This is a genomic window from Streptomyces sp. NPDC020845, from assembly GCF_044334165.1.
Taxonomy (GTDB): domain Bacteria; phylum Actinomycetota; class Actinomycetes; order Streptomycetales; family Streptomycetaceae; genus Streptomyces.
Map to the genome: position 1 here is coordinate 15803 of NZ_JBIRSJ010000003.1, position 24993 is coordinate 40795.

Sequence of the window (24993 nt, forward strand, 5' to 3'; positions counted from 1 at the left end):
GGGCTTGGGTAAGGGGGTCGTCATTCGGCGACCGCGGTGTAACGCCACACCTCGCCCTCTCCGTCGTCGTCCTCGTCGCCCTTCTCGGAGAGGTCGAGCTGCACACCGGAGGGCTCCAGGGCGTCGCGCAGCCGCTGTTCCATCGCCTCGGAGAAGAAGTTGTGGTGCAGGTCGAGTGCCTTGAGGTGGGTCAGCGGCTGGCCTTCGAGCAGGGCCTCGGCGCCCGCGTCGGTCAAGATGCCCATGGACAGGTCGAGGGAGGCGAGCTGGGCGACGATGGGGGCGGCGGCGACGGCGGTGGCTATTTCGTCCTGGATCTCGCTGTTCTGCAGGCCCAGGTGGCGCAGCTCGGGGAAGCGGCCGCCGGCCAGCAGCGGGGCGAGGTCGGCGATGGTCGCGTCGCCGCCGTAGTGGTCGACCCCCAGCCACAGCGCGAGGTGCTCCAGACGGGGGAGTTCGCTGTCACAGACGGCCCGGACGATCGAGGCGGGCAGACCGCCGGACTCGAACCGCAGCGTCCGCAGCCGCTCATGGCGCACGGGGCTGAAGGCCAGCCCCCCGTCGTCTCCCCTGTAGCCGCAGCCGCGCGCCACGAACTCCTCGAGCAGCGGGTACGCCTCGACCACTGGCGAGACGTCTGCCATCTGCAGCCAGGACAGCTCGCACTGCTCGGCCGTCACATCGCCGATGAAGAGCGACCGCAGTGCCGGCAGGCGCCCGGCCGACTCCGTCAGCAGGTCGAGCACCGGCTGCACGGACTCGTATTCCCCATCGCCCCACCAGCCACCGATGACGATCGCACGGATCCGGTCCGCCGGGACGGTCTCCAGGAACTCCCGCCACAGCTGCTCGAAGGTCCGCTCCTCGTCGAAGTCGCTGGCCAGCCGCCAGGCGACGGCGTCGGCGGGCGGCAGGTCGGTCCCGCATTCGGCGAAGTCGGTGACGGGGAGGCCCGCGAAGGTCTCCAGATATTCGCTGATCATGAGGCGGCACGGTCCTTTCGGTCGTCGTGGTGCGCGGCTGTCGAGGGCTTGGGTAAGGGGGTCGTCATTCGGCGACCGCGGTGTAACGCCACACCTCGCCCTCTCCGTCGTCGTCCTCGTCGCCCTTCTCGGAGAGGTCGAGCTGCACACCGGAGGGCTCCAGGGCGTCGCGCAGCCGCTGTTCCATCGCCTCGGAGAAGAAGTTGTGGTGCAGGTCGAGTGCCTTGAGGTGGGTCAGCGGCTGGCCTTCGAGCAGGGCCTCGGCGCCCGCGTCGGTCAAGATGCCCATGGACAGGTCGAGGGAGGCGAGCTGGGCGACGATGGGGGCGGCGGCGACGGCGGTGGCTATTTCGTCCTGGATCTCGCTGTTCTGCAGCCCCAGGTGGCGCAGCGCGGGGAAACGGCCTCCCGAGAGCAGCCCGGCCAGGTCCGCGACGGTCGAGTCGCCCCCGTACTCCGCCACCCCCAGCCACATCTCCAGCCGCTCCAGCGCGGGCAGTTCGCTGTCGCCGACACCGCGCACCACCGCGCCCGGCAGCCCGCCGCTCTCGAAGCAGAGTGTATGCAGGTGCTCGTGTTTCACGGCGGGGAACTGCAGCTTCGTACCACCGCGGATCTTCAGCTCCCGCAGCCGGGGGAAGGCGTCGAGGACCAGGGTGACGTCGGACTGCTCGATCCAGGAGATCTCGGCCTGCTCCGCCTCGATGTCCCCGACGAAGAACGCTTCGAGAGCGGGGAACCGGTCCTTGGCGGCGACCAGCGGCTCGATGACCACGCTGGAGTCGTCCTCGTATGCCGCGCCCCATACGCCGAAGATCAGCGCCCGTACGCGGGTGGTGTCCACCGTGTCCAGGAACCGCTGGAAGCAGTCGGCGAATCCGATGTCCGGACCCGAGCGGTACGGGTCGCAGGAAAGCCGCCACGCCACGGCCTCCGGCTCGGGCAGGTCCGGCACCTTGTCGGGCGCTGGGAAGTCGAAGGCCGGGAGGCCGTGCAGTTCCTCGATGTGTTCGGCGTAGTTCATGCCGGGAGATCTCCTGATGCTTCGCGTGGGCGTGCCCGTTTCCGAACGGCGTGCGAAGAGTTCTACCAAGCCCCACCGACAGCGGGCGCGGCGGGCATTGTCGAAGCGTTGTCGGGCGCTCCGCGTTGTCAGTCCCTGCGCCTAACGTCGTGGACATCGACGGGCCCCGCAGGAGCGGTGGGCCCCGGCGCCGCCGTGCGGTGGAAAGGGAGAAGCGCATGTACCGACAGGGAGATGTCCTGATCGTGCCGGTGGCCGAGGAGACACTGCCGCCGAACACCGAAGCACTGCCGCGGCAGCCGCGGGACTCGCGGGGGCGGCTGGTGCTGGCGCTGGGCGAGGTGACCGGACACGCCCATGCGGTGGTCGGGCCGGGCACGCTGGTGCGCGAGTCGGGGCCGTTCGGCGTGTCGTATCTGCATCTGCCGGACGGCGGGCGGGTGGTGCACGAGGAACACGCGGCGATACCGCTGCCCAAGGGGTGGTACCGCGTGGTGCGGCAGCGGGAGTACGCGCCGGGCGCCGTGCGCGTGGTGGCGGACTGAGAACTGAGCACCGAGAACTGAGAACTGAGAACCGGGACTGGGAAACGGGAGACGGAAACCATGAGCTCGATGACGACGGCATCGGACGTCGCGGGTCCGGGTACCGCGGGTGCGGACACTGTGGCGCTGAGCCTGGTCGAGCGGTGGCGGGCGGTGGCCGCGGCCACGGGCCCGGCCGACCGCGAGGCCGCCGAGGAGGGCGTGCGGCTGGCCTACGAGGCGGCCGGGATCGCGCGCCCGGAGCGGATCGTATGGGTCGACTCCCCGCTGGCGGGCACGGCGGCGGCGATGCTGCTGACCGGCCAGGGCGGCGAGTTGCCGCGGGAGATCGCCGACCGGGCGGCCGGCGCGCTGCGCGCCGCGGGGGTCGAGCCGGAGGCGGGCGCGGCGGGTGCCTGTGTCCGGGAGGCGGTGCGCACCCTTCCGTGGGCTGCCGCGCGACAGCGGCTGCACGGCACGCTCGGCAGCACGGGCTGGGCCGAGCGCTGGGCCCTGACGGGTGCGGCGCTGTGGGAGGTCACCCGCTCGCTCACCGAGCGCATCCGCACCGGAGTCGTCGAGGCGTTGGATGCGCAGTCGGACCGGGGCCAGGAATCCGCCGTCCGGCTGGCCATGCTGGACGCGGTGCTCGGCCAGCACGACGCGCCGTGGCTGGCGGCGGTAGCCGCAGAGGGAGACGCCGGTGAGCTCGCCGGCCCGGCCGCGGTGGCGCGGTCCGCAGGGTGGTGGTGGCCGTACGAGAAGGCCGTGGTCATCGCCGAGCGCCCGGTCACGCTGCACCGCGACGAGGCGGGCCGCCTCGACAGCGGCACCGGGCCCGCGCTGGACTACCCCGACGGTTTCGCGCTGTACGCGTGGCGGGGCATGCCGGTGCCCGCGGACTTCCTCGGGCAGCTGTCCGAGCTGACCGCCGAGCGCATCCGCACCGAGGAGAACGCGGAGCTGCGCCGCGTCATGCTCGAGCACTACGGCTACGACCGCTATCTCACGGAGTCCGGGGCGAAGCCGGTGCACCGCGACGAGACCGGGGTGCTGTGGCGCATCGAGATGGCCGGTGACGAGCCGGTGGCCATGGTCGAGGTGGTCAACTCCACGCCGGAGCCGGACGGGACGCATCGCACCTACTGGCTGCGCGTGCCGCCGCGCACCACCACCGCCCGTGAGGGCGTCGCCTGGACCTTCGGCCTGGATGCCGACGGGTACGCCCCGGAGCGCCAGACCTGACGGGGGTCCTCCGCGGGGAGGGAGAGGGGAGGGGCGGCCGGGCGCGGCCGCCCGCATACCCGGCTTGGTCTAGACCTTGACTGGTATAGACCAAGTCCGCTTGAGTGGTGTCAGGTCCCCCCACTCTCAAGTCCCCCCTGAAGGAGGAGCCTTGATAGCAAAACGCCTCCGGGCCGCTCTCGCCGCCGCCGCGGCGACGTGCGCCCTGCTTTTTGTCATGCCCATGGCCTCAGCTTCGGCGACCGCCACCACGGCGACCACCCCCCGCGCGGCCTGCACCTACCCGGACTGGGTCGCCGGCAAGTGGTACGCCACGGGCGACATCGTGAAGTACACCGACGGCAAGTACTACCGCGCCGAACACGACAACCCGGGCTATGACCCCATCATCAGCACCTGGTACTGGGAGCCGTACGACTGCGGGTCCGGAGGCCAGAACCCGGCGGGTTTCGTGGTGAGCGAGGCGCAGTTCAACCAGATGTTCCCGGGCCGCAACTCGTTCTACACGTATCAGGGTCTGACCGCCGCCCTGAGTGCCTACCCCGGCTTCGCGAACACCGGCAGCGACACCGTGAAGAAGCAGGAAGCCGCCGCCTTCCTGGCGAACGTCAGCCACGAGACCGGCGGCCTCGTCTACATCGTGGAGCAGAACCAGTCCAACTATCCGCACTACTGCGACGCGAGCCGGCCCTACGGCTGCCCGGCCGGCCAGGCCGCGTACTACGGGCGCGGGCCGATCCAGCTCAGCTGGAACTTCAACTACAAGGCGGCCGGTGACGCGCTCGGCATCGACCTGCTGAACAATCCGTATCTGGTCGAGCGGGACGCGGCGGTCTCCTGGAAGACCGCCCTGTGGTACTGGAACACCCAGACCGGACCCGGCACCATGACCCCGCACGACGCGATGGTCAACCAGCGGGGCTTCGGCGAGACGATCCGCAGCATCAACGGCAGCATCGAGTGCAACGGCGGAAACCCCGGCCAGGTGCAGAGCCGGATCGACGCCTATCAGAGGTTCGTCCAGATCCTGGGCACCACCCCCGGATCCAACCTCAGCTGCTGATCCGCGGCGCTCAGCGGAACAACACCGGCGGTCTCGCGAGTTGTCCTTAAGCAGCGCGGCGGTCCCCGCCGCGCTGCCACACCGCAGACCGTACGGGGGCATCCGCCCCTCACCCAGGAGGTGCCGTGACCGGCCCCAGCCAGAAACGTGCCCGGCTCGCCGCCGCCCTGCGCCCCGCCGCCTTCGGGGCGGACCCGGCCGGAGAGCGCATGGAGCGCATCCGCCGGTCGCCGAACTTCGCGAACGGTGTGTTCGTGAACCCCGTGACCGCCCGCACCGCGCCGTCCGGCTCCATGCTGAAGTTCCTGCCCACCTACTTCCGCAAGGAGGAGCGCGTCCGCCGGGCCCCGGCCGGGCCCGTGCCGGTGCACCCCACCACCCTCGCCGACCTGGCCACGCCGCCCGCCTCCGGGCTGCGGCTGACCTGGATGGGCCACTCCACCGTGCTGGCGGAGATCGACGGGCGGCGGGTGCTGTTCGACCCGGTGTGGGGCGATCGCTGCTCGCCCTTCTCCTTCGCCGGGCCGAAGCGGATCCACCCGGTGCCGGTGCCGCTGCGCGAGCTGGGGCCGGTCGATGTGGTGGTGATCTCCCACGATCACTACGACCATCTGGACATGCCGAGCATCCGCGCCCTGGTGCGCTCCGAGGCGCATTTCGTGGTGCCGCTGGGCGTCGGCGCCCACCTGGAGCGCTGGGGTGTGCCCGCGCGGCGGATGACCGAGCTGGACTGGCGCGAGTCGACGGAGGCGGCCGGCCTGCGGTTCACCGCCACCCCGGCCCGCCACTTCTGCGGTCGCGCGCTGCGCAACACCCAGCACACCCTGTGGGCCTCCTGGGTGGTGGCCGGGCCTGAGCACCGCGTCTACCACAGCGGGGACACCGGATACTTCCCCGGCTTCGCGGAGATCGGGGCGGAGTACGGCCCGTTCGACGCGACCATGATCCAGATCGGGGCGTACAGCGACTTCTGGCCCGACATCCATATGACTCCTGAGGAGGGCATGCGGGCGCATGTCGATCTCCAGGGCGGCGAGCCGGACCGGGGGATCATGCTCCCGATCCACTGGGGCACCTTCAACCTCGCTCCGCACCCCTGGGAGGAGCCGGCCGAGGGCACGCTGACCGCCGCGCGGGCGGCTGATGCGCGGGTGGCCATCCCCCGGCCGGGGGAGCCCTTCGAACCGGTGGCGGGCCTGCCGCTGGATCCGTGGTGGCGGGCGATCGCGGCCCGGCCGGCGGCGGGCGCGGTGGAGGCGGCGGCGGTCTCGCCCCAGGTGCCGGGCCGCGGCGCCGCGGCGGCCGGCGGCGGCCCCGGAGGCCAGGCCGACGGCCCGGGCGCCGCGGTTCCCCTTCCCCAGGCGTAGCGGCCACCTGGCCGTGCGGGGCGGGTCAGCGATCGACGAGCTGTGCCAGTTCCGGGTCGTTGAAGAACGCGCGGTTGGCGTAGGCGAATGGCACGGCCAGGGGCAGATTCGCGGACCGGACGGCGGGAGCGGCCGCCTGTGCGCCGTTCGGCGGCATCGGCGGCGGCATGCAGTCGAGTATGAACTCCCGTACGTGGGCCACGAACTCGTCGAGCGTGCTGGGGCTCATTCCCGCCTGGCCGGCGATCTGCCCGCGTTTCTCCAGGCCCGGGGACAGGGCCTGCCACAGCCGTAGCCGGCCGTGCTGGAGCAGTACAAGGTCTACGTGGAGTCGGCCGACCGGGTGAGCGCCCGCAGGAGCGTGGACAACACGTTCTTCCTCACCCTGAACGGCTTTTGCTCACCTTGTTCGGGGCGGGTGCCGCGTCGGGGATGCAGCGGTTGCCGGCGGTCGGCGTCGTATGCGTCATGGCGGCCGCGCTCTTCGCGCAACGTCCGTCTCATCGAGCAAATACATCCCTGAGCTGTCGCCGCCCGTTCACGGCACCGGGTGGTCGGGCGAGGGGGCGACCAGGGTACGAGTTGCCGACCCGGCTGTCGGCAACTCGGGGTCTTCAGCGGCCCGTCGGGGTTCTTCTTCGTTCCTAGCTCTTGTCGCGCGCATGGCATGCTCGGTTGAATGGTTAGGAAAGGTTCCTAACGGATCGTCGGGGGCGTCTTCCCGTGGCGATCCGTGCGCGCTTCCCCCACAGACGACAAGGAACGGAGATCCAGATGCCCAAGAGGATCGGCCTCGTGGCCGCCGCTGTAGCCGTCCCGGCGGCGCTCGTCCTCACCAGCGTCGGAATCGGCCAGGCCGCCGAGCAGACACCCTCGTCAGCGCAGGCCGCGCAGGCCGTAACGGCGGACCACCGGACGGCCGCGGTGAAGAACCTGGACGATCCCGCCAAGAAGGAGATCGCCATGAAGCTGGTCTCCAGCGCGGAGAACTCCTCGCTGGACTGGCGCGCCCAGTTCAAGTACATCGAGGACATAGACGACGGCCGCGGCTACACCGCCGGGATCATAGGCTTCTGCTCGGGCACCGGCGACATGCTCGAACTCGTCGAGTACTACACCCAGGTCAAGCCCGGCAACGTACTGGCCAAGTACCTGCCCGCGCTGCGCGAGGTCGACGGCAGCGACTCCCACGACGGCCTCGACCCCAACTTCACCAAGGACTGGAAGAAGGCCGCCGAGGACAAGGCCTTCCAGGACGCCCAGGAACACGAGCGCGACCGCGTCTACTTCAACCCGTCCGTCAACCAGGGCAAGGCCGACGGAATAGGCACGCTGGGCCAGTTCATCTACTACGACGCGATCGTCATGCACGGCCCAGGCGACAGCAAGTACAGCTTCGGCGGCATCCGCAAGACCGCCATGTCCAAGGCCAAGACCCCGGCGCAGGGCGGCGACGAGAAGACCTACCTCAACGCCTTCCTGGACGCCCGCAAGAAGGCCATGCAGAGCGAAGAGGCACACAGCGACACCAGCCGGGTGGACACCGAGCAGCGGAAGTTCCTCAACGAGGGCAACCTCGGGCTCGAGCCCCCGCTCAAGTGGAAGGTGTACGGCGACCCGTTCGAGATCAACTCCTGACCTTCCCTCATCATCCGGGGGCGCCCGGTCCGGGCGGTACGGCTACGGCCGCCCGGATCTCCGGCGCCCAGGTGGACGGAGAGCGCTGAGGCGGGCCGCGGGGGAGCCCGCGCCCCTGCCGGTCAACGGCCCGTTCATAATGAACCGTTGTTGATCAAGCCTCTTATGCTCTTCTTGGGAAGTGACATGAAGTACCGCAAGACCCTCGCCGCGTTCGCGGTGGCCATCGCCGCGGCAGGGGCGCCCCTGCTCACCGCGCCCACCGCCAGTGCCGCTCCGACCGCCACCACCGCCGACTGGTGGGACGAGCAGATGCACACCAACGACAGCGACCCGGGCGGCCGCGTCCGTTTCAAGGCGGACGGCGACAAAGTGGAGCTGTGCGACATCGAGGCCGACGGCTGGAAGGTCAACCTGACCATCGTCCACGGCTACACCGGCAACGTGGTCGACCGCATGTCCGTGGGCGGCAACGGCAGCTGCGTCACCCACACTGCCGCGAACGGCCATGACCTGACGGAGAACCAGCACTACTACTTCCAGATCTACCTCAGCAAGTCCGGCACCCCCCTGGACTACGACGACTCGTCGGACTGGGTCGCCTAGCCACGGCGTTGTCTCTCCCGATCGGCCCGCCGGATTTTCTTCCGGCGGGCCGATCGCCTGTGGTCCGCCTTCCCTGTCGGTGCCCCCTTGTAGGATTTCGTCTCCCGGGACGAGTGATGAGGGGGACCCGTGGGGGAGATGGTCGAACTATCGGAGATGATTCGCGAGTTGCGTGCGCAGCTGACCGCCGCGGCGGCCGCAGGCGCGGACGAGGCGCTGAAGTTCGACGTCGGCCCGATCGAGCTTGAGGTCACCGTGGCCGTCACCAAAGAGGGTGGCGCGAATGGCAAGGTCCGCTTCTGGGTCGTCGAGGCGGGCGGCAACGGCAAGTACTCGACCAGCGAGACCCAGCGCATCTCCCTCACCCTCCAGCCGACGACGACCGGTCCGGGCGGTACGGCCACGACCGCCCGGATCTCCGGCGCCGAGGTGGACGGGGAGCGCTGAGGCCGGCCGTGCCGCAACCATCGAATGCAGGAGTTGACCATGGTTGTTCCAGCCTCTTATATTCCTCGCGGCAACCACTCAGCAGGCAGATGTGCCGCACTCAACTCTGGCGTATGGCAAGGGCGTTGAAAGTGCACATCCCCGGGCACGCTGCTTCGCTTAGTTTCCTCTTGGGGAGTGATATGAAGTTCCGCAGGACCCTCAGCGCGTTTGCCGTGGCCGTTGTCGCGGCGGGTGTGCCCTTGCTCAGCGCACCCACCGCCGGGGCCGCAACCACCGCCAACTGGTGGGACCAGCAGATGCACACCAACGACGGCGACCCGGGCGGTCGGGTCCGCTTCAAGGCGGACGGCGACGTCGTGGAGCTGTGCGACATCGAGGCCGACGGTTGGAAGGTCAACCTGGAGGTCAGTGGCTACCACTATTACGACGAGTTTTCCGTGGGCGGAAACGGAAACTGCGTCACTCACAGTGCCTCGAATGGCCACGACATGGGGGAGGGCGCGGGCTACTCCTTCCAGATTTACCTCAGCAAGTCCGGCCACCCCTTCGAGTACGAAGACACGTCCGTCTGGTGGACGTAGTCGGCGTCCTCTCTTCTCTTCCGATCGGGCCCGCCGGAGCTGCTCCGGCGGGCCCGATCGCCCATAGCCGGGGACCGGCGAGGTGCTGGACGTTCAGCCCCTCGCCGCGGCCGCCGCGTCGACCAGCGCACGCATGACCCGCACATCTTCCCCCGCTTCGGGATGCCACTGCACCCCGAGCACAAAGCCCGCACCCCCCGGTAGCTCCACCGCCTCCACCGTCCCGTCCGCCGTCGCACGCGCCGAGACCACCAGCCCCTCGCCCAGCCGGTCCACCGCCTGGTGGTGGTACGTAGGCACGGACACCGCCTCTGGCGCGATCCGGGCCAGCAGCGTGCCCGGCACCGGTTTGACCTCGTGTCGCGCGAAGACGCCCGGCGGGCCCACATGGCCCTCAAGGTGCTGGACGAGCGTGCCGCCGCGGGCGACGTTCAGCAGCTGCATGCCACGGCAGATGCCCAGCAGCGGCACGCCGTCCGCCAGGGCCGCGTCGATCAGCGCCAGCTCCCACGCGTCCCGCTCCCGCGCTGGCGGGCCGGTGCGTTCGTGGGGCTCGGCGCCGTAGCGTACGGGCTCGACGTCGGGGCCGCCCGCGATGACCAGGGCGTCCAGGCGGGAGACCACGGACGGGGCCGACGCCGGGGCGTCGTCCGGTGGCAGCATGACGGCCAGGCCACCCGCACGCTGGACGAGGCGGTGGTATCCGGCCGGGAGCAGGGCCGCGGGCTGGTGCCAGACGCCCCAGCTGACCGCCGACTCCAGGTAGGTGCTGACGCCGATAAGGGGCTTTGACAACGCAGGGTCCAATCTCTCAGTCGCGGGACAGTTCCGCCTCCGCCTCCGCCAGCGCCGCGAACTCCTCCTCGGGAGCCGCCGCGACCAGACGGCGCCGGCTGTAGAAGGCGAAGTAGGCGAGGGCCACGGCGTAGACGCCCAGCGCGATGAAGGCGGCGTCCTTGTCCACCAGGAAGGTGGCCACGAGCGCCGAGCAGGCCAGGACGAAGGCGATGGAGGAGGTCAGCACGCCGCCCGGGGTCCGGTACGGGCGGTGCAGCCCCGGTTCGCGGCGGCGCAGCACGATGTGGGAGAGGGACATCAGCGCGTACGAGATGGTGGCGCCGAAGACCGCGACGTTGAGCATCCGGGCGCCGTCGCCGGTCGCCGCCGCGAGTGCGAAGCCCAGGGCGCCGGGGACCAGCAGGCCCAGGTAGGGGGCCTTGCGGCGGCTGGTGAGGGAGAGGAAGCGGGGGAGGTAGCCGGCGCGGGAGAGGGCGAACAGCTGTCGTGAGCCGGCGTAGATGAGGGAGAAGAAGGAGGCGACGAGGCCGGCCAGGCCCGCGTAGTTGACGATGCGGGACAGGGTGGTCGCCTTGCCGTCCGGCTGTAGCGCCTCGACGAGGGGGTTGCCCGCGTCCTGGACCGCGTTCGCGCCGCGCGCGCCGGTCGCGGCGAGGAAGGTGAGCAGGGCCAGCACCAGCAGGATGCCCACCGACCAGGCCATGGCCCTGGGCAGGGTGCGCGCGGGGTCGCGGGTCTCCTCGGCCGCGAGCGGTACGCCCTCCACGCCCAGGAAGAACCACATGCCGAAGGGGAACGCCGACCAGATGCCGAGCAGGCCGAAGGGCAGCCAGGAGCTGGCGCCGAGGGCCGAGTGGTCGACCGGGATGTCGTCGAGGGAGGCGGAGTCGAAGTCGGTGAAGGCGCCGAACGCGAAGATCAGCAGCGCGGCTACGGCGATGGCGGTGACGATCAGGCTGAAGCGCAGGGCCTCGCCCACGCCCCACAGGTGGATGCCGATGAAGATGACGAAGCAGGCGAGGTAGACCGGCCAGCCGGATTCGAGGCCGAACAGGCCGAGCGATTCGACGTAGTCGCCGATGAAGATGGAGATCGCGGCGGGCGCGAGGACGTACTCGATGAGGATCGCCGTGCCGGTCAGAAAGCCGCCCCAGGTGCCGAGGGCGCGCCGCGCGAAGCCGTAGCCGCCGCCCGCCGTGGGCAGGATCGCCGCCAGTTCGGCGAGGGCGAAGACCATGCAGGTGTACATCAGGCCCATCAGCACGGCGGCGATGGCCAGGCCGCCGAAGCCGCCCTCCGCCAGGCCGAAGTTCCAGCCGGAGAAGTCGCCGGAGACGACGTATGCGACGCCGAGGCCGGTCAGCAGCAGCGGGCCCGCGCTGCCGCGGCGCAGGGTGCGGCGTTCCAGATAGGCGTCCTCGGCGGGCGCCGCGCCGCCGTCCGGTGGGGAGGCGCCCGGCGAGCTGACAGAGGTGCGCGAGGACTCGGTTCCGTCGGCCATGGTTGCTCCTGGTCCACACGAGAGGCGAGGGCAATGGTTTGGAGGCATACCTTTGCCTTGTCTGGCGGCCATGCGCAAGACCTCTGCGTAAAACGCCCGTTAACCCTGCCCGTTACCCGTACCCGTACCCGTACCCGTACCCGTACCCGTACCCGTACCCGCGCCCGTGGCGTCGGCCGCGTCGTCGGACAGAAAGCCGCGCAGCAGCGCCGCCGTGCCCTCGCAGTGCTCCCGCATCACCTCGCGCGCCCCGTCGGCGTCCCCGTCCAGCACCGCCTCGACCAGTGCGGTGTGCTGCGCCTGCGAGTGCTCCAGGTTGCGCACCAGCAGCGGGATGCAGTCCAGCAGGTCGTTGACGGTGGCGCGGACGGCCGCGTACTGGGCCGCGAGCGAGGGCGAGCCCGCCAGCTCGGCGAGCGTCAGATGGAGCATCGTGTCCAGCCGGCGGTAGTCGGCGAGCGGTGCGTCGCGCGTCGCGTCGAGGGCGGCCCGCAGCCGGGCGGCCCGCTCGTCGGACAGCCCGTGCGCGGCGCACAGCCCGGCCGCGCCCACCTCCAGGACCTCCCGGAACCGCAGCGTGTCCTCGACGTCCACCTCCCGGATCCGGCGCCGCAGTTCGTCCTCGCCGCCCCTGGCCGACTCCGGCCGGGCCCGTACGAAGGTGCCGCCGTAACGGCCGCGCCGGCTCTCCACAAGACCCTGGTCGGCCAGTACCTTCAGCACTTCGCGCAGCGTCACCCGGCTGATCCGCAGCCGCTCGGCCAGCTCCCGTTCGGACGGCAGCCGCTCGCCCTCGGGGACCAGACCGAGCCGAAGGATCCGGAGTATCCGCTCCAGTGCCTCCTCGAAGCCGTTGCCGGCCCGCACCGGCCGCAGCACCGGCGCCAGCCGGTCGCCCACGGCCCCCGTGCCGCTTCCGCCGCCGTTCATGGAACTTTCCGCACCTACTTCCCAATCAATGGTCTACCCGAATACCTTATGGCTCCGGGCGCATCGAGACGTACCCAGTCGTACCGACAGGAGGCATCACCGTGGCTGACCGCACGCCCCCGCTCTCCGCCGACGAGTTGACCACGCTCGTCGACGCGGGAGAGATCGACACCGTCGTCCTCGCCTTCACCGATATGCAGGGCAGGCTCCAGGGCAAGCGGTTCGCCGCCCGGTTCTTCCTCGACGAGGTCCTGGAGCACGGCACCGAAGGGTGCAACTACCTCCTCGCCGTAGACGCCGATATGAACACCGTCGACGGCTACGCCATGTCCTCCTGGGAGCGCGGCTACGGCGACTTCGCCATGCATGGTGACACCGCCACCCTGCGCCGCACCCCCTGGAACCCCGGCACCGCGCTCATCACCGCCGACCTGGCCTGGCACGACGGCTCGCCCGTGCTCGCCTCCCCGCGCCAGATCCTGCGCCGCCAGCTGGACCGGCTCGCCGAGCGCGGCTGGACCGCGTACGCGGGGACCGAGCTGGAGTTCATGGTCTTCAAGGACACGTACGAACAGGCGTGGGGCGCCGGCTACCGCGGGCTGACCCCCGCCAACCAGTACAACGTCGACTACTCCGTCCTCGGCACCGGCCGCGTCGAGCCCCTGCTGCGCCGCATCCGCAACGAGATGGGCGCGGCCGGGATGACCGTGGAGTCGGCCAAGGGCGAGTGCAACTTCGGCCAGCACGAGATCGCCTTCCGTTACGACGACGCCCTGACCACCTGTGACCAGCACGCCATCTACAAGACCGGCGCCAAGGAGATCGCCGCCCAGGAGGGCGTGGCGCTGACCTTCATGGCCAAGTACGACGAGCGCGAGGGCAACTCCTGCCATATCCACCTCTCGCTGCGCGACGAGTCGGGGGCGCCCGTGCTCGCCGACGGCGACGGCCCGTACGGCATGTCCAAGACGATGCGCCACTTCCTCGCCGGGCAGCTGGCCGCGATGCGCGACTTCACCCTCCTCTACGCGCCGAACATCAACTCCTACAAGCGCTTCCGCCCCGGCTCCTTCGCGCCCACCGCCGTCGCCTGGGGCCCGGACAACCGCACCTGCGCGCTGCGCGTCATCGGCCACGGCCCCTCCCACCGCCTGGAGAACCGCCTCCCGGGCGGCGACGTCAACCCCTACCTCGCCGTCGCGGGCATGGTCGCGGCCGGGCTGTACGGGATCGAGGAGGGGCTGGAGCTCCCCGAGGTGTGCACCGGCAACGCCTACAACGGTGACGCCGAACACGTCCCGGCCACCCTGCGCGACGCCGCCGAGCTGTGGCGGACCAGCCCCATAGCGCGGGCCGCCTTCGGCGAGGAGGTCGTCGACCACTACCTCAACATGGCGCGTGTCGAGCAGGAGGCCTACGACACCGCCGTCACGGACTGGGAGCGCTTCCGGTCCTTCGAGCGCATGTGAGGAACCACCACGTGAGCAACGAGCACCCGCACGCGAACAACGAGCACCCGCACGAACACCAGGTACTCAACCCGGCGACCGAAGAAATCATCGCCACCGTCCCCGCCGCCACCCCCGCCGACGTCGACGCCGCCGTCACCCGGGCCGCCCGGGCCCAGACCGGCTGGGCCGCCCTGGCGCCCGGCGACCGCGCGCGGCTGCTGCGCCGCTTCGCCACCGCCGTCGACGACCACCTCGAGGAGCTGGCCCGGCTGGAGGTCCGCGAGGCCGGACACCCCATCGGCAACGCCCGCTGGGAGGCGGGCAACGTCCGCGATCTGCTGGAGTACGCGGCCGGGGGAGTGGAACGCCTCGCCGGCAGCCAGATCCCCGTACCGGGCGGGCTGAACATCACCTTCCAGGAGCCCCTGGGCGTCGTCGCCGTCATCGCGCCCTGGAACTTCCCCATGCCGATCGCCGCCTGGGGCACCGCTCCCGCCCTCGCGGCCGGCAACGCCGTCCTCCTCAAGCCCGCCGAGACCACCCCGCTCACCGCGCTCAGGCTGGCCGAACTCGCCACCGAGGCAGGGCTCCCCGACGGGCTCTTCCAGGTGCTGCCCGGTGCCGGGCCGGTCGCGGGCGAGGCGCTGGTCGAGCACCCGCGCGTCGCCAAGGTCGTCTTCACCGGGTCGACGGCCGTCGGCAAGCGGATCATGGCCAAATGCGCGGCGGGCGTGAAGCGCGTGACCCTCGAACTCGGCGGCAAGAGCCCCAACATCGTCTTCGCCGACGCCGATATCGAGCTGGCCGCGCGCTCGGCCCCCGGCTCCTTCCTGGACAACACCGGCCAGGACTGCTGCGCCCGCAGCCGCATCCTGGTCCAGCGCGCCGTCTACGACCGGTTCATGGAGCTGCTGGAGCCCGCCGTGCGCTCCGTCGTGGTGGGCGACCCGGCCGAACCCGGCACCGCCATGGGCCCGCTGATCTCCGCCGCGCAGCGCGAGCGCGTACGGTCCTACGTCACCGAGGACGCGCCCGTCGCGATCCGCGGCGAGGCCCCGGCGGGCAAGGGCTTCTGGTACCCGGCCACCGTCCTGGAGGGCGTCGGGCCCACCCACCGCGCCGCCGTCGAGGAGATCTTCGGACCGGTCGCCGTGGTCCTGCCCTTCGAGGACGAAGCCGACGCCGTACGGCTGGCCAACGCCACCGACTACGGGCTGTCCGGCTCCATCTGGACCCGCGACGTGGGCCGCGCCGTACGCGTCTCGCGGGCTGTCGCCGCCGGAAACCTGTCCGTCAACTCGCACAGCAGCGTGCGCTACTGGACTCCGTTCGGGGGCTACAAGCAGTCCGGCCTCGGGCGGGAGCTGGGGCCCGGCGCGCTGGCGGCCTTCACCGAGACCAAGAACGTCTTCATCAGCACCGAGGAGCAGTGACGTGACCGACATCCCCGACATCCCCGAGCCCCCCGAGGCCCCGGTCTGCCGCCGCCTGGTGGGCCGTACCGCCGTCGTCACCGGGGCGGGCAGCGGCATCGGCCTGGCCACCGCGCGCCGCCTGGCCTCCGAGGGCGCGCGGGTCGTCTGCGCCGACATCGACGAGAGCGCGGGCAAGGCCGCGGCCGACGAGGCCGGCGGGCTGTACGTCCGGGTGGACGTCACCGACCCCGAGCAGGTCGAGGCGCTGTTCAAGACCGCGTACGACACCTACGGCTCGGTCGACGTGGCCTTCAACAACGCGGGCATCTCGCCGCCCGACGACGACTCGATCCTCACCACCGGCCTGGACGCCTGGAAGCGGGTCCAGGAGGTCAACCTCACCTCCGTCTATCTGTGCTGCAAGGCCGCGCTGCCCTATATGCAGCGGCAGGGCAAGGGGTCGATCATCAACACGGCCTCCTTCGTGGCCGTCATGGGCGCCGCGACCTCGCAGATCAGCTACACGGCGTCGAAGGGCGGGGTGCTGGCGATGTCGCGCGAGCTGGGCGTGCAGTTCGCCCGCGAGGGCATTCGGGTCAACGCGCTGTGCCCCGGCCCGGTCAACACCCCGCTGCTGAAGGAACTGTTCGCCAAGGACCCCGAGCGCGCCGCGCGCCGCCTGGTGCACATCCCGGTGGGGCGCTTCGCCGAACCGGAGGAGATCGCCGCCGCGGTGGCATTCCTCGCCAGCGACGACTCCTCGTTCGTCAACGCCGCGGAGTTCCTGGTTGACGGAGGCATCGCGGGGGCGTACGTCACCCCGGTGTGAGCGCGCAGGGGTTGGGACGGTCCGGTGTACGGAGCGGACGCGTGGCCATAAGGTGACGGCGTGAGCATGACGACACCCCCGGGCTGGTACCCGGACCCCGGCTACACCGGCCTCGGCCCCGCCCCCGAACGCTGGTGGGACGGGTTCGGCTGGACCGAGCACACCCGCGAGGCCCCGGGACCGACGAGCCAGACATTCGGCCCGCCCGTGCCCGTCTATACGCCAGGAGAGACCGGCACCCCCGCGCGGGGCCGCGGCCCGAAGATCGCGGCGGCCGTCGTGGTGGCGGCCGTCGTGGCCGCCGCCATCGCGGGCGGCGTCGCGCTGCTGGGCGACGACGACGGAGGGTCCGACGACCGCGGCGGGGCCAAGCCCGGGCCGACCGCCACCACATCCGCGCCCGCCCCGGACGGCAGCAGCGGCGGGGACAACGGCTGGAACAGCAACGGGGGCACCTCCGGTGGCGACGACGGAGGGGGCCCGGGCGGCCCCACCGACACCCCCACCGCCCCCGCGCCCTCCGACGATCCGAGCATCGCCGAGGACGCCCTGAACGGCATCAGCCTGCCGGTCCTGGACGGCTGGAAGGAAGGCCGCAGCAGCGCGGGCGGTGCGGGCGTCACCACAAAGGACACCTATCCCTGCCCGAACGACGCGAAGAGCAACTGCCTGCGCGGCGGCGTCTTCTCCATGCCGGCCACGGGGTTCAAGGCCAAGTCCGCGGAGGGCATCGCCAAGGAGGACATCAAGCAGGCCGCGGAGAGCTCCTACGGCAAGAACCCGCAGAACGGCAAGGAGTCGTACGGCGGGATCACCTCGCACAAGCAACTCAAGTCCGAGGCGGTCACGGTCGCCGGGCAGAAGGGCTACCTGGTGCGCTGGAAGGTGATCACGAAGAAGGGCGAGGACGGCTACGTCCAGACCGTCGCCTTCCCCTCACCTCTTCTGCCCGACACCATGGTCCTGGTGCGCTTCGGATTCGACGTCAGCGACAAGGCGCCGTCGCTGTCCGTCATGGACAAGATCGTCAAGGGCATCAGGGCGCTGGGCGACAGCGGCAACGGCGAGTCCGTCTGACCCCGGTCACCGGTCCCCGTCCGGGGCATCCGGGCATCCGCCGTCACAGGTAGGTGCGGCCCTCGCCCCGGTACGTGGGCACCGTGTCCACCACCCGGTCCCCGTCGACCAGGTGCAGCACCTCGAAGCGCTCGCACAGCTCCCCGGCCTTGGCGTGCCGGAACCACACCTTGTCGCCGATCAGCAGATCGTCGGCGGGCGTCCCCAGCAGCGGGGTCTGCACCTCGCCCGGCCCCTCCATCGGGTCGTAGGCCAGCCCCTCCGGCAGATACGGCACCGGCAGCCGGTCCCGGCCCGCCGCGCCCGAGGCCGGGTAGCCGCCGCCGAGCACCGTCACCACGCCCACGCCCGGCCGGCGCACCACCGGCTGGGCGAAGAGGGCTGCCGGGCGGCCGCGGAAGGAGGTGTAGTTGTCGAACAGCCGGGGCTGGTACAGCCCGGATCCGGCGGCGATCTCCGTCACCGCGCCCTCGGCGGCGGTGTGCTGCACGCTGCCCGTGCCGCCTCCGTTCACGAACTCCAGATCCGCCACCGCCCGAACGGCGCGCACCACGGCCCCGCGCCGCTCGGCCAGCTCACGGCGCGCCGCGGACTGCATCAGCCGGATGGCGCGGGACCGCAGCGGGCGCCCGGCCAGCTTGTCGCCCACGCCCGCCACATGCCCCTCGTACCCCATCAGCCCGACGACGCGGAACCCCGGGCGGCGCTGGATCGCCTCCGCCAGCTCGGCCAGCCGGGCCGGGTCGCGCAGCGGTGAGCGCAGTGCGCCGATCCGTACCCGGCCGCCCAACAGCCGCAGCGAGGTGTCCAACTCCAGGCAGACCCGGACCTCTTCGGTCCCGGAGCGCACACTCTCGATCAGGTCGAGGTGGCTCATATCGTCCACCATCACCGTCACGGCGGCGGCGAGCTTGGGATCGCCGGTCAGCGCGGCGAACCCGTCCCGGTCTGTCGACGGATAGGCGAGCAGGACGTCCTCGTACCCCTCGCGCGCCAGCCACAGCGACTCCGCGAGCGTGAAGCTCATGATGCCCGCGAAGCCGTCCTTGGCCAGCGCCCGGTCGAGCAGCGTGCGGCACCGCACCGACTTGCTCGCCACCCGGATCGGCTTGCCGTGCGCCCGACGCACCAGATCCCGGGCGTTGTCGTCGAAGGCCCGCAGATCGACGATCGCCAGCGGTGCCTCGAGATGAGCGGTGGCCCGGTCGTAACGGGCACGCTCCGCAGGAAGGTCGGCGGAGAGATCAGCGGGGAGTGCGGACATGGCCGAAGCTTGCCAGACGGCCGTTACCGCCGGGTAGAGGGCGACCGGTGCGAATGGCGCCCGGCGCACCGTAGAGTGTCGCGCACACAACACGTCTTTCGAAGTCTTTCGAGGGTGCGAGAGGGGTGCAGGTGAGCACCGAAGCGGAACAGGCACGCAGCCCACACCGCATCCCACCACCCCGCCCCGCCCACCCTCCGCACACCGCGCCCCCGCCGGGCGCCACCCCCGGAGCCGGGCCCCTGGGCGACCCGGACACCCCGATCCTGGGCGTACCGCTGCGCACCCCGCGCCCGAACCGGGGCGGAAACGCAGGCGCGAGTACGGGCGGGAACACGGCGGGGAGCACAGCCGCGGGCGGCGGCACGGGCATACCGCGGGCGCGGTCGGCCGACAGCCCGCCGCGCCCCACCAGCCTCCCCACCAGCCCTCCGCCGCGCCCCACCGGCCTCCCCCCACGCCCCACCTCCGCACCCTCGCCCGCCGCGCCCCCGTTCGCCCCCCGGCCCGCCGCCTTCGGCCCATGGCGCCGCCCCGACCGGTCCACGCTCGACTCCCCGTACGGCGGCGCCGCCCCGGACCGGCCGACCGGCCGCCGCACCCGCGGCAGGGTCGCGGCCGCCGCCGCCAGTCTCGTCCTGGGCCTCGGGCTGCTCGGCGGCGCCGCGGCCGGATCCTGGCTGACCGGCGACTCCGGGTCCCGGCCGGCCGACGGCGACAGCTACGCACGGGCCCGCAGCGCCTGGCACAGCGTCCCCGTCGACGAACTCTTCCCCCGCACCCTGCGCGGGGCCGGTCCCGGCGGCGCCGACCGCGACTGGACGCGGATCGCGGTCGCGCCGGACAGCAGTTGCGGCGGCGCCTTCGACCCGCTGCTCGAGAAGGCCCTGGCGCCGGTCGGCTGCAAGCGGCTGCTGCGTGCCACCTACACGGACGCCACCAGCACCGGTGTGACCACCGTCGGCCTGCTGGTGACGAAGGCCGGGTCGGGGGCCATGCGCAAGCTCAGCGAGCGGTTCCAGGCCGAGGGGCTGGGCGAGCGCGCCGACCTCATGCCCCGCCCGTACGCGGCGAAGGGCACCGCCGCCGCCGGCTTCGGCGACGCCCAGCGCGCCAGCTGGCGGATCCGGATCCTGCCCGACGCCCCGGCCGTCGTGTACACCGTGTCCGGCTTCGCCGACGGCCGTAAGGTCGCCGACCCGCAGCCGGCCGGCGAGGCCACCCGCGGCGGTGCGACGACGGCCCCGGCCCAGTCGGGCCTCGGCCACGACGCGCGCGGCATCGCCGACGAGATCGAGCGCGCCTTCCGCCGCGCCCTGTCCAAGACGGAGGACCCGCGATGACGGAGGTCCCGCGATGACCCGCTGGCGTCGGCTGGGCCGGGCCGTGGGCGCGGGGCTGGCCGCGGCCGGGCTGGCGCTGCTGCCCGCCGTGCCCGCCGGGGCGGACGCGATACAGGCGCGGGAGTGGGCGCTGGACGCCATTCACGTGCCGACCGCCTGGCAGACGACCAAGGGCGCGGGCGTGACGGTCGCGGTGCTCGACACCGGCGTGGACGACCAGCACCCGGACCTCGCGGGCCAGGTCCTCACGGGCAAGGACATGATCGGCTTCGGAGCCGGGCGCGGCGACCGCGCCTGGGCCCGGCACGGGACCGCCATGGCCGGGATCATCGCGGGGCACGGACACGGCGCCTCCGGCAGTGACGGCGTGAAGGGCGTGGCCCCCGAGGCCAAGATCCTGCCGGTGCGCGTGATCCTGGAGGAGGCCGACCCGGCCCGCAAGAAGGCCCGTACGCAGCGCGGCGGCGCGCTGGCGAACGGGATCCGCTGGGCGGTCGACCACGGCGCCGATGTGATCAACCTGTCGCTGGGCGACGACAGCAAGTCCGCGCACCCCGAGCCCGCCGAGGACGCCGCCGTGCAGTACGCGCTGCGCAAGGGCGTGGTCGTGGTGGCCTCGGCGGGCAACGGCGGCGAGGACGGCGACCGGGCCTCCTATCCGGCCGCGTACCCCGGGGTGATCGCGGTGACCGCCGTGGACCGTTACGGCTTGCGCGCCGTCTTCTCCACCCGCCGCTGGTACGCCGCGGTCTGCGCGCCCGGCGACGACGTGGTCATCGCCGACCCCGACCGGCGCTACTACGAGGGCTGGGGGACCAGCGCCGCCGCCGCGTTCGTCTCCGGCTCGGCCGCCCTCGTCCGCGCCGCCCACCCCGAGCTGAGCCCCCGGCAGATCAGACAGCTGCTCATCGACACCGCCCAGGACCGCCCCAAGGGCGGCCGCAACGACGAGCTCGGCGCGGGCCTGGTGGACCCCGCGGCGGCGATCAAGGCGGGGGCGAAGCTCAAGCCCCAGGCGCAGCGGCCGGCCGTGGGGGCCTCACCCCAGCGCTACTTCGGCTCGGGCCCGGACCACGCCCGTACGGAGGGCGACGAGGGCGGCCCGAACCGCCTCGCGCTCACCGCCGGAGTGGCCGGGGCGGGCCTGCTGGCCGCCGCGGTGGCGCTGTGGCGCGGGTCGGGGCCGCTGCGCGGCCCGGGGGCCGGGTTCGCCCGGTGGCGGCGGGGCGCCGCCCGGCCCGGCGGCTGAGGCCTCAACGCCAAGCGTTAAAAGATGCCCACGGCCGCGCGGGCCGCGGACTCCACGAGGGCGACACCGGTGTCCATGTCCTTGTGCCCGTTGGAGAGCACGGCCACAAGGTACGTACGACCCTGCGCCGTGACCCGGCCGATGCTGTTGACGACCCACAGGCCGGTGGCGCTGCGCGGCAGCCAGCCGTTCTTGAGCCGGGTGCCGGCCGCGTCGTCGGCGGCGGCCGAGACACCCCAGGCCTGGTCCTCGGCTATCTGCCCCATGAGCTGCTGGACATACGCCCGGGACGGCTCGCTGAGCACCGTCTTGCCGCCCTCTGCGCCGGTCGCGAAGACCGCCCGCAGCAGCGTGAGCTGATCGGCGGCGGTGGTCTGGGTGAGCCCCCACCGGCCCGACTGGCCGCCGTGTGTCTCGGTCAGGCCGAGCCGCTTGTTGGCGGCGTCGAGGCCCGCCGCGCCGCCGATCTCCTGCCACAGCGCGGTCGCCGCGTCGTTGTCGCTCTTCTGGATCATCACGGTGGCGTACGAGCGCTCCTGGGCTGTGAGCTGCCGCCCCGCGTCCTGGGCCTGGAGCAGCAGCGCGGCGAGGATGTCCACCTTCACGATGCTCGCGGTGTCGTACGCCCCGTCGCCGTACACCGCGCCCGCCGCCGAGCCGGTGTCCAGGACCGCGGCCGAGAACTGTCCGTCGGTGCCGTCCGCCACGGCGTCCAGCGCGTCGGTCAGGGCCGCGGTCAGCGCGGCGGCCGACGGCGGCGGTGACGACGATGCCGGTGCCTGCGTCTTCTGCCTGCCCACTCGCTCCATGCCGCTTCCTCCCCTGGTCCCGCCGCCACTCGCCGTGGCCGACGGCGAGGCGGCGGCCGGGGTGGTCGTGGCGCGCGGGGCGGCATTCCGCGGCCGGTCCTGAGGCCGTACATGCGTCCCGACGGCGACCGCACCGATCAACAGTGCCACCGCCGTGACGGCCGCGTACAGAGCGGGGCGGCGCGTGGCGGAACGGTGTGCGCCGCCGCTGTCTCTTTCCCCTGGAGTCCCGGATTCCATGACGGGCGACGCTAGGCACAGGGTCTGCTTCCCAGTTAAGAGGCAGGTTAAGAGCCCGTGAGAAATCATTTCGGCGCCCCCCGATACCCTCATCGGGTGGCGCTCAAGAACATCCCCGACCCCGGCTTCTCCGGCGACGACGGCTCCGCCGACCCTCGCCTGACCGCGGCGCTCGCCGCCTGGGCCGACGACCCCTCCGCCGAACCCGAAGTGCTCGGCGCGCTCACCGGGGCGCGGCTGCTGGTGCCGGTGGTCGCCCTTCTCGGGGAGGCCGAGGAAGGCCCCGACGGGCTGCGCCGGGAGAAGACCAGCGATATGGCGGTGCCCACGCTTCAGGCGCCCGACGGCCGGCGAGCCCTGCCCGCCTTCACCTCCCTGGGGACGCTGGCCCGCTGGCGCGCCGACGCCCGGCCGGTGGCCGTACCGCTGGGCCAGGCGCTGGAGGCCGCCGCGCACGAGAAGGCGGACACCGTGGTGCTCGATCTGGCCGGGCCGGTGCCGTACCAGCTGACCGGGCCCGCCCTGCTCGCCCTCGCCGAGGGCCGGACCAGCGCCGATCCGCTCGCCGACCCGGCGGTCGCGGAGGCGCTGCGTACGGTGCTGGCCGCCGAGCCCGGTGTGCTCCGCGCCCATCTGACGCCCGCCGCGGACTCGGACGGCATCCTCGCGCTCACCCTGGACCCGGGCGCTCCCGCGCCGGAGACGGTGCGGCGGGTCGCGGAGGCCCTGGCCGCGGACGAGACGCTGCGGGCCCGGCTGGTGCGCGGTCTTGACCTGGCGCTGCTGCCGCCGGGGACGCCGGTGCCGGGGGAGCCCTTGTTCAGCCGCTGAGCCCTGCCACGGCCCTGTGGACGCTCGGTACCTCCGCGATCTCCGACAGGCGAAATCTCCTCTTTCGTCCCACAATGCAAGGACGACAACCGGCGATCCGATCGAGGAGCGCGCCAATGGTTACGAGTACGGCGGATACAGCGGAGATGCGAACGACAGACACGAGAACGGTCGTGGCCGAATTCGTCGGAACCGCGCTGCTGGTCTTCTTCGGTGTCGGTTCCCTGGTCCTCGCGGGCGACTACATCAACGCCGTCGGCATCTCGTTCGCCTTCGGCTTCACCTTGATCGCGATCGCTTACGCCTTCGGCCGTATCTCCGGCTGCCATGTCAACCCGGCGGTCACCCTGGGCGTGCTGCTGGCCAAGCGCATCGACATCCGTACGGCCGTCGAGTACTGGGTGGCGCAGCTGGTCGGCGGGATCGTGGGCGCGGCGGTGCTCTTCCTGCTGGCCAAGCAGGTGCCGAGGCTGGTGACCAGCGACGCGTTCGGCAGCAATGGCTACGGGGGCCGGTCGCCCGTGGGTATCGGCGGCGGCGGAGCCTTCCTCGCCGAGGTGCTGCTGACGTTCCTGCTGGTCTTCATCTTCCTCACGGTGACCAGCAAGGTCGCTTTGGTCGGCACGGAGCCGCTGCCGGTGGGCCTGGCCCTCACGGCGGTCAACCTGGTCGGCATCCCGCTGACGTGGACCTCCGTGAACCCGGCGCGCAGCCTGGGCCCGGCGCTGTTCGCGGGCGGCGGGGCGCTCTCGCAGCTGTGGCTGTTCCTGATCGCGCCGATGATCGGCGGGGTGCTCGCGGCGGGTCTGCATATGCTCACCCACCCCGGGCAGCCGGTCGTCGAGGAGGAGCAGGTGACCGGCCCTCGGCCGCATACGCTCTGGGGCAGACGGCTCGGCGGCAGGGGCCCCGCGACGGGCGAACCGGAGGCCAAGGGGCCGGAGGCCGCGTAAGCCGCCCGCCGCCCGCCAGGCGGCGGGGAAGCGCGCGGCCCGCCAGGCGGCGGGGAAGCGCGCGGCCCGCCAGGCGGCGGGGAAGCGCGCGGCCCGCTCGGCCCCGCTCAGCTCCCGAAGACCGGCCCGGTGAACTTCTCGCCCGGCCCCTGCCCCGGCTCGTCCGGCACCACCGACGCCTCGCGGAAGGCCAGCTGCAGCGACTTCAGGCCATCGCGCAGCGGCGCGGCGTGGAAGGAGCTGATCTCCGTGGCGCTGGCCGTGACCAGCCCGGCCAGCGCGTTGATCAGCTTCCGTGCCTCGTCCAGGTCCTTGTGCTGCGGGCCTTCCTCGGCCAGCCCCAGGTTGACCGCCGCCGCGCTCATCAGGTGCACCGCGACCGTCGTGATCACCTCGACCGCCGGTACGTCCGCGATGTCGCGGGTCATCTGATCGAAGTCGGGCGCGGGTGCGGGCTGACCGGCGTTGGCGTCGCTCATGGTGCTCGAGGCTCACTTCCTGGTGGATGGTGCGACCCAGCCTAGGCGGCGCGCCGCGGGCCCGTTCCGCCGGGCGGGGCGCAGAAGCAAACAGCAAGGCGGGCGGTAAACATTCTCCGTGGTGAGCATTCTCGGCCAGTCCTGGTATCGTAGGGAAACGACCGGCCGGTCACTGGTGTGCCCGGCCCGCAAGTGGAGGCTCCGAACTCCCACCTGAACCGACCCCCGGTCGGCAGGTCATCGGTCAGGCTGCGCCCCGCGGTGATATCGCGGCGGTGCTCCCGGTCTATGAGGAGCCCCGCCTGCGTACCGTCCGGGGCGTTTTTGACGTCACGGCGCGGTG

The 24993-nt window shown here is 72.0% G+C and carries 25 protein-coding genes; 16 read left to right on the forward strand and 9 right to left on the reverse strand.

Annotation, left to right across the window (positions count from 1 at the left end; all coding sequences use genetic code 11):
* Nucleotides 1-20 precede the first annotated feature (20 nt).
* Together ACH4U7_RS07335 and ACH4U7_RS07340 are read right to left on the reverse strand one after the other, a co-directional pair.
* Nucleotides 21-983 (reverse strand): STM4015 family protein, encoded by a 963-nt coding sequence (locus ACH4U7_RS07335; RefSeq protein ID WP_398527036.1) that lies wholly within the window; start codon nt 981-983, stop codon nt 21-23.
* Between the two features lie 64 nt (nt 984-1047).
* Nucleotides 1048-2007, reverse strand: coding sequence for an STM4015 family protein (locus ACH4U7_RS07340; protein WP_398527037.1), 960 nt, complete (start codon nt 2005-2007; stop codon nt 1048-1050).
* 218 nt (nt 2008-2225) lie between these two features.
* On the opposite strand from ACH4U7_RS07340, the gene ACH4U7_RS07345 reads away from it, so the two are divergent.
* From ACH4U7_RS07345 to ACH4U7_RS07360, 4 genes are all read left to right on the forward strand, one after another.
* Nucleotides 2226-2552 carry a hypothetical protein gene (locus ACH4U7_RS07345; protein WP_398527038.1) on the forward strand — a complete coding sequence of 109 codons (327 nt, stop codon included), beginning with the start codon at nt 2226-2228 and terminating at the stop codon, nt 2550-2552.
* Between the two features lie 126 nt (nt 2553-2678).
* Nucleotides 2679-3776 carry a DUF6745 domain-containing protein gene (locus ACH4U7_RS07350; RefSeq protein WP_398527494.1) on the forward strand — a complete coding sequence of 366 codons (1098 nt, stop codon included), beginning with the start codon at nt 2679-2681 and terminating at the stop codon, nt 3774-3776.
* A 217-nt stretch (nt 3777-3993) separates the two neighbouring features.
* Nucleotides 3994-4839: a glycoside hydrolase family 19 protein gene (locus tag ACH4U7_RS07355; protein ID WP_398527495.1), complete on the forward strand. Its 846-nt coding sequence runs from the start codon at nt 3994-3996 to the stop codon at nt 4837-4839.
* Nucleotides 4840-4964: 125 nt separating this feature from the next.
* The gene (locus ACH4U7_RS07360) at nt 4965-6206 is read left to right on the forward strand and encodes an MBL fold metallo-hydrolase (protein WP_398527039.1); all 1242 of its coding nucleotides are present in this window, start codon (nt 4965-4967) and stop codon (nt 6204-6206) included.
* Between the two features lie 25 nt (nt 6207-6231).
* Here the strand turns inward: ACH4U7_RS07360 and ACH4U7_RS07365 are convergent, their stop codons facing one another.
* The gene (locus tag ACH4U7_RS07365; RefSeq protein WP_398527040.1) at nt 6232-6435 is read right to left on the reverse strand and encodes a hypothetical protein; all 204 of its coding nucleotides are present in this window, start codon (nt 6433-6435) and stop codon (nt 6232-6234) included.
* Between the two features lie 545 nt (nt 6436-6980).
* Here ACH4U7_RS07365 and ACH4U7_RS07370 point away from each other — a divergent pair.
* The 4 genes from ACH4U7_RS07370 (at nt 6981) to ACH4U7_RS07385 (ending at nt 9481) form a co-directional block, all read left to right on the forward strand.
* Nucleotides 6981-7844: a chitosanase gene (locus ACH4U7_RS07370; protein ID WP_398527041.1), complete on the forward strand. Its 864-nt coding sequence runs from the start codon at nt 6981-6983 to the stop codon at nt 7842-7844.
* A gap of 186 nt (nt 7845-8030) precedes the next feature.
* Entirely contained in the window at nt 8031-8450 is a 420-nt protein-coding gene (locus tag ACH4U7_RS07375; RefSeq protein ID WP_358703739.1) for a hypothetical protein, read from the forward strand.
* Nucleotides 8451-8588: 138 nt separating this feature from the next.
* A complete protein-coding gene (locus ACH4U7_RS07380) occupies nt 8589-8897 on the forward strand; it encodes a trypco2 family protein (protein ID WP_398527042.1) in 309 nt (102 codons plus the stop codon).
* Nucleotides 8898-9079: 182 nt separating this feature from the next.
* A complete protein-coding gene (locus ACH4U7_RS07385) occupies nt 9080-9481 on the forward strand; it encodes a hypothetical protein (RefSeq protein ID WP_398527043.1) in 402 nt (133 codons plus the stop codon).
* A gap of 93 nt (nt 9482-9574) precedes the next feature.
* On the opposite strand, the gene ACH4U7_RS07390 is transcribed toward ACH4U7_RS07385, so the two are convergent.
* From ACH4U7_RS07390 to ACH4U7_RS07400, 3 genes are all read right to left on the reverse strand, one after another.
* The gene (locus ACH4U7_RS07390) at nt 9575-10276 is read right to left on the reverse strand and encodes a gamma-glutamyl-gamma-aminobutyrate hydrolase family protein (protein WP_398527044.1); all 702 of its coding nucleotides are present in this window, start codon (nt 10274-10276) and stop codon (nt 9575-9577) included.
* A gap of 16 nt (nt 10277-10292) precedes the next feature.
* Nucleotides 10293-11780, reverse strand: coding sequence for an ethanolamine permease (eat, locus tag ACH4U7_RS07395; protein WP_398527045.1), 1488 nt, complete (start codon nt 11778-11780; stop codon nt 10293-10295).
* A 99-nt stretch (nt 11781-11879) separates the two neighbouring features.
* The gene (locus ACH4U7_RS07400) at nt 11880-12710 is read right to left on the reverse strand and encodes a FadR/GntR family transcriptional regulator (RefSeq protein ID WP_398527046.1); all 831 of its coding nucleotides are present in this window, start codon (nt 12708-12710) and stop codon (nt 11880-11882) included.
* A 101-nt stretch (nt 12711-12811) separates the two neighbouring features.
* Here ACH4U7_RS07400 and ACH4U7_RS07405 point away from each other — a divergent pair, with 101 nt between their 5' ends.
* The 4 genes from ACH4U7_RS07405 (at nt 12812) to ACH4U7_RS07420 (ending at nt 17482) form a co-directional block, all read left to right on the forward strand.
* Nucleotides 12812-14179 (forward strand): glutamine synthetase family protein, encoded by a 1368-nt coding sequence (locus ACH4U7_RS07405; protein WP_398527047.1) that lies wholly within the window; start codon nt 12812-12814, stop codon nt 14177-14179.
* Nucleotides 14180-14190: 11 nt separating this feature from the next.
* The gene (locus ACH4U7_RS07410) at nt 14191-15594 is read left to right on the forward strand and encodes an aldehyde dehydrogenase family protein (RefSeq protein WP_398527048.1); all 1404 of its coding nucleotides are present in this window, start codon (nt 14191-14193) and stop codon (nt 15592-15594) included.
* 1 nt (nt 15595) lies between these two features.
* Nucleotides 15596-16405, forward strand: coding sequence for a 3-oxoacyl-ACP reductase (locus ACH4U7_RS07415; protein ID WP_398527049.1), 810 nt, complete (start codon nt 15596-15598; stop codon nt 16403-16405).
* A 66-nt stretch (nt 16406-16471) separates the two neighbouring features.
* Nucleotides 16472-17482: a DUF2510 domain-containing protein gene (locus ACH4U7_RS07420; protein ID WP_398527050.1), complete on the forward strand. Its 1011-nt coding sequence runs from the start codon at nt 16472-16474 to the stop codon at nt 17480-17482.
* Nucleotides 17483-17525: 43 nt separating this feature from the next.
* On the opposite strand, the gene ACH4U7_RS07425 is transcribed toward ACH4U7_RS07420, so the two are convergent.
* Complete coding sequence (locus ACH4U7_RS07425; RefSeq protein WP_398527051.1) at nt 17526-18746, reverse strand: amino acid deaminase/aldolase; 1221 nt, start codon at nt 18744-18746, stop codon at nt 17526-17528.
* Nucleotides 18747-18877: 131 nt separating this feature from the next.
* Between ACH4U7_RS07425 and ACH4U7_RS07430 the strand changes: the two genes are divergently transcribed.
* On the forward strand, nt 18878-20089 hold the full coding sequence (locus ACH4U7_RS07430; protein ID WP_398527052.1) for a hypothetical protein: 1212 nt from the start codon (nt 18878-18880) through the stop codon (nt 20087-20089).
* Between the two features lie 13 nt (nt 20090-20102).
* Entirely contained in the window at nt 20103-21338 is a 1236-nt protein-coding gene (gene mycP, locus ACH4U7_RS07435) for a type VII secretion-associated serine protease mycosin (RefSeq protein ID WP_398527053.1), read from the forward strand.
* Between the two features lie 17 nt (nt 21339-21355).
* Here mycP and ACH4U7_RS07440 read toward each other — a convergent pair whose 3' ends face one another.
* A complete protein-coding gene (locus tag ACH4U7_RS07440; RefSeq protein WP_398527054.1) occupies nt 21356-22147 on the reverse strand; it encodes a serine hydrolase in 792 nt (263 codons plus the stop codon).
* A 336-nt stretch (nt 22148-22483) separates the two neighbouring features.
* On the opposite strand from ACH4U7_RS07440, the gene ACH4U7_RS07445 reads away from it, so the two are divergent.
* Both ACH4U7_RS07445 and ACH4U7_RS07450 read left to right on the forward strand, forming a co-directional pair.
* A complete protein-coding gene (locus ACH4U7_RS07445) occupies nt 22484-23218 on the forward strand; it encodes an SseB family protein (RefSeq protein ID WP_398527055.1) in 735 nt (244 codons plus the stop codon).
* A gap of 146 nt (nt 23219-23364) precedes the next feature.
* On the forward strand, nt 23365-24171 hold the full coding sequence (locus ACH4U7_RS07450; protein ID WP_398527056.1) for an aquaporin: 807 nt from the start codon (nt 23365-23367) through the stop codon (nt 24169-24171).
* Between the two features lie 107 nt (nt 24172-24278).
* Here the strand turns inward: ACH4U7_RS07450 and ACH4U7_RS07455 are convergent, their stop codons facing one another.
* Nucleotides 24279-24650, reverse strand: a complete 372-nt coding sequence (locus ACH4U7_RS07455; RefSeq protein WP_089510493.1) for a DUF1844 domain-containing protein — start codon at nt 24648-24650, stop codon at nt 24279-24281.
* Between the last annotated feature and the right edge of the window lie 343 nt (nt 24651-24993).

Coding starts and splice junctions, on each gene's coding strand:
- ACH4U7_RS07335 (WP_398527036.1), bottom strand. CDS start 983: ATGATCAGCGAATATCTGGAGACCTTCGCGGGCCTCCCCGTCACCGAC.
- ACH4U7_RS07340 (WP_398527037.1), bottom strand. CDS start 2,007: ATGAACTACGCCGAACACATCGAGGAACTGCACGGCCTCCCGGCCTTC.
- ACH4U7_RS07345 (WP_398527038.1), top strand. CDS start 2,226: ATGTACCGACAGGGAGATGTCCTGATCGTGCCGGTGGCCGAGGAGACA.
- ACH4U7_RS07355 (WP_398527495.1), top strand. CDS start 3,994: ATGCCCATGGCCTCAGCTTCGGCGACCGCCACCACGGCGACCACCCCC.
- ACH4U7_RS07365 (WP_398527040.1), bottom strand. CDS start 6,435: ATGAGCCCCAGCACGCTCGACGAGTTCGTGGCCCACGTACGGGAGTTC.
- ACH4U7_RS07370 (WP_398527041.1), top strand. CDS start 6,981: ATGCCCAAGAGGATCGGCCTCGTGGCCGCCGCTGTAGCCGTCCCGGCG.
- ACH4U7_RS07375 (WP_358703739.1), top strand. CDS start 8,031: ATGAAGTACCGCAAGACCCTCGCCGCGTTCGCGGTGGCCATCGCCGCG.
- ACH4U7_RS07380 (WP_398527042.1), top strand. CDS start 8,589: ATGGTCGAACTATCGGAGATGATTCGCGAGTTGCGTGCGCAGCTGACC.
- ACH4U7_RS07385 (WP_398527043.1), top strand. CDS start 9,080: ATGAAGTTCCGCAGGACCCTCAGCGCGTTTGCCGTGGCCGTTGTCGCG.
- eat (WP_398527045.1), bottom strand. CDS start 11,780: ATGGCCGACGGAACCGAGTCCTCGCGCACCTCTGTCAGCTCGCCGGGC.
- ACH4U7_RS07400 (WP_398527046.1), bottom strand. CDS start 12,710: ATGAACGGCGGCGGAAGCGGCACGGGGGCCGTGGGCGACCGGCTGGCG.
- ACH4U7_RS07420 (WP_398527050.1), top strand. CDS start 16,472: ATGACGACACCCCCGGGCTGGTACCCGGACCCCGGCTACACCGGCCTC.
- ACH4U7_RS07425 (WP_398527051.1), bottom strand. CDS start 18,746: ATGTCCGCACTCCCCGCTGATCTCTCCGCCGACCTTCCTGCGGAGCGT.
- mycP (WP_398527053.1), top strand. CDS start 20,103: ATGACCCGCTGGCGTCGGCTGGGCCGGGCCGTGGGCGCGGGGCTGGCC.
- ACH4U7_RS07440 (WP_398527054.1), bottom strand. CDS start 22,147: ATGGAGCGAGTGGGCAGGCAGAAGACGCAGGCACCGGCATCGTCGTCA.
- ACH4U7_RS07450 (WP_398527056.1), top strand. CDS start 23,365: ATGCGAACGACAGACACGAGAACGGTCGTGGCCGAATTCGTCGGAACC.
- ACH4U7_RS07455 (WP_089510493.1), bottom strand. CDS start 24,650: ATGAGCGACGCCAACGCCGGTCAGCCCGCACCCGCGCCCGACTTCGAT.